The 2,210-nt window shown below is 36.6% G+C and carries 1 protein-coding gene and 1 pseudogene; both read right to left on the bottom strand.

The genetic code is table 11. The features are described from left to right. Positions 1-264: 264 nt before the first annotated feature. A complete protein-coding gene (locus OZD66_RS01850; protein WP_182366326.1) occupies positions 265-1,269 on the bottom strand; it encodes an Mrp/NBP35 family ATP-binding protein in 1,005 nt (334 codons plus the stop codon). Positions 1,270-1,276: 7 nt separating this feature from the next. Next, positions 1,277-1,576, bottom strand: a pseudogene (locus tag OZD66_RS01845) (hypothetical protein); the annotation flags it as partial. Positions 1,577-2,210 lie beyond the last annotated feature (634 nt).

Raw genomic sequence — 2,210 nt, 5'->3', positions numbered from 1 at the left:
GTGAGTGGTAGTGAAATTTCTTTTACTCAAATTTAGGTATTCACTGACCGTTCTCGTTATAAATACCAGAATAATAAGCTACTGATATTCGCTATCTTTTTTATCTTTAATCCATCATAGCTAGCGATGCAACAAAGCCATTCCAGCGTCACGCGCTGGAATGACAAAAGCTGCTAATTTTTTCATGTAAATAATGGTTATGCAAGCAGTCTATTTTGTAACTAACAAAAGAGGACTTTGATTCGCATGTTTCTCACGCTTATTCTATTGTTTAACTATACTTTGAGCAATGTCTTCATAAATCTCTGCCAAATCCTCACTTAGCATTAAAGGATTTCCGCAATCAGAAGCATGGCATATTTGTGGATCTAGAGGAACTCTGCCTAGAAGTTTGATGCCCAGCTCCTCAGACATTTTTTTTGCACCGTCTTTTCCAAATATGTATATTTTTGAGCCGCTTTGAATGAAATAACTCATATTTTCTACAATGCCAATAACCGGTACGCTGAGCTTTGTAAACATATCATAAATTTTGCGAGCATCGATTAAAGAGAGCTCCTGTGGAGTTGAAACTATTATCGCCCCAGTTAAGTTAAAATTTTCCATAAGACTTAAATGCACATCGCCAGTTCCAGGTGGTGTATCAATTATCAAATACTCTATATCGGACCATTTTGTTCCCATTAGCAGACTATAAAGTGCTTTTGTAATCATAGGTCCGCGCCATATTGCTGCACGATCTTTATCGATAAAATAGCCAATTGAAATAGTATGCAGTCCATACTTTTCTATAGGCATTGCTTTACTATCCTGTATTTCTGGCTTTAATTTTTCAGCGCCAAGCATTTTAGGAATTGAAGGACCATATATATCTGCATCAACCAGCGCAACTTTATGTTTCAACTTTGCTAATGAGAGAGCAAGATTTAGCGCAACTGTGGACTTGCCCACACCGCCTTTACCAGAGGCTACAACGATTATATTTTTCACTCCTTCGATATGTAATTTAGCTTTTTGTTGCCCAGTTTGTTTTTGACCAGTAGCAACCACGGTCACTTTTGTCACCCCCGGTATAGCTTTAACAGCTTGCTCACAATTTTTTCTTAATTCTTCATTTGCTTGCGTGTTACCGGCAACTTCAAGCACAAAACCAACATCTTGACCTTTAATAATAATTGAGGATATTATGCCAAGAGCGATCACATCTTTACCGCTTTTTTGCTCTGTGACTTTTTTTAAGTTCTCTCTTACAATTTTTTCGTTGATCATTAGCCTTTTAGGTGATTTCTTCCTGAAGTCGTTTAATCTCAGCTTGAGGAAGGCCGGTTGTCTGAGAGATAATATCAATAGAGATGTCAGCCTTAAGTAGGTTTTTTGCTACTTCAATCTTTCCCTCATCAAGTTTTTTAGCGAGGATGCCTTCTTCTTTCCGCAGATCCATTATTCTTTCTTCATATGCTACTAAATCTTTTTCATTCCAGCTAAACCTGTCTAATTCATCGTAGGCTAACTTTATTATTGGTGCTTTTTCTGCTATTTTCCTTAAGTCTTCTTCCGTAGTTTCATCTGCATATTGTTGTCTAAGTGAAGAAGGTCGCCCCTCCTCACTCGACTTCAAAACCGTACGTGAGACTTTGCGCCTCATACGGCTTCTCTCCAATTTGGTGCTTTTCATGCACACCTCCTGTGTAATTCATCGTGACAATGTCCATGTAACAAAGATAAGTTTTTGATCATGTTGTTTCGTCTATTCCGGTCTTTGTGATGTATTTCTATTGTATCATCACTTTTAAACCATAGTCTACAATTATCACATTTACTTTGTTGTAACTTCAATAGTTTTATTACTCTTAATGGCTTATCTGGTATTTTTCTCAGACGTTTACCCCAATATACCCAATCACCATCATATGGAGATCTGGTTTTTTGCACTTTGATATGTCATTTAATATCATGATCGCTGTGTATAATAAGATGTATCTTGTTACTTGTCATAAAACGCCAGTTATCGTTATTATACTTTTTAAAGTATTTTCTTTTTATCCAGCATTTCCCTTTGTTTGGGTGCCTAAAGACTGACCTTACCCAGAAAAAGTGGAGAGAAAGAAAGGAGTTTTTTCGGGTAAAATAAAATTTTGGAGGATTAGAAATGGTAAGAGAATATACAGCAGAATTCAAATTGGAAGCTGTTAAGCTGGCAAATGAACAAA

The sequence above is a fragment of the Wolbachia endosymbiont of Drosophila baimaii genome, assembly GCF_028982185.1.
GTDB classification, from domain to species: Bacteria; Pseudomonadota; Alphaproteobacteria; order Rickettsiales; family Anaplasmataceae; genus Wolbachia; species Wolbachia pipientis.
This window is presented reverse-complemented; position numbering and strand designations above follow the sequence as displayed.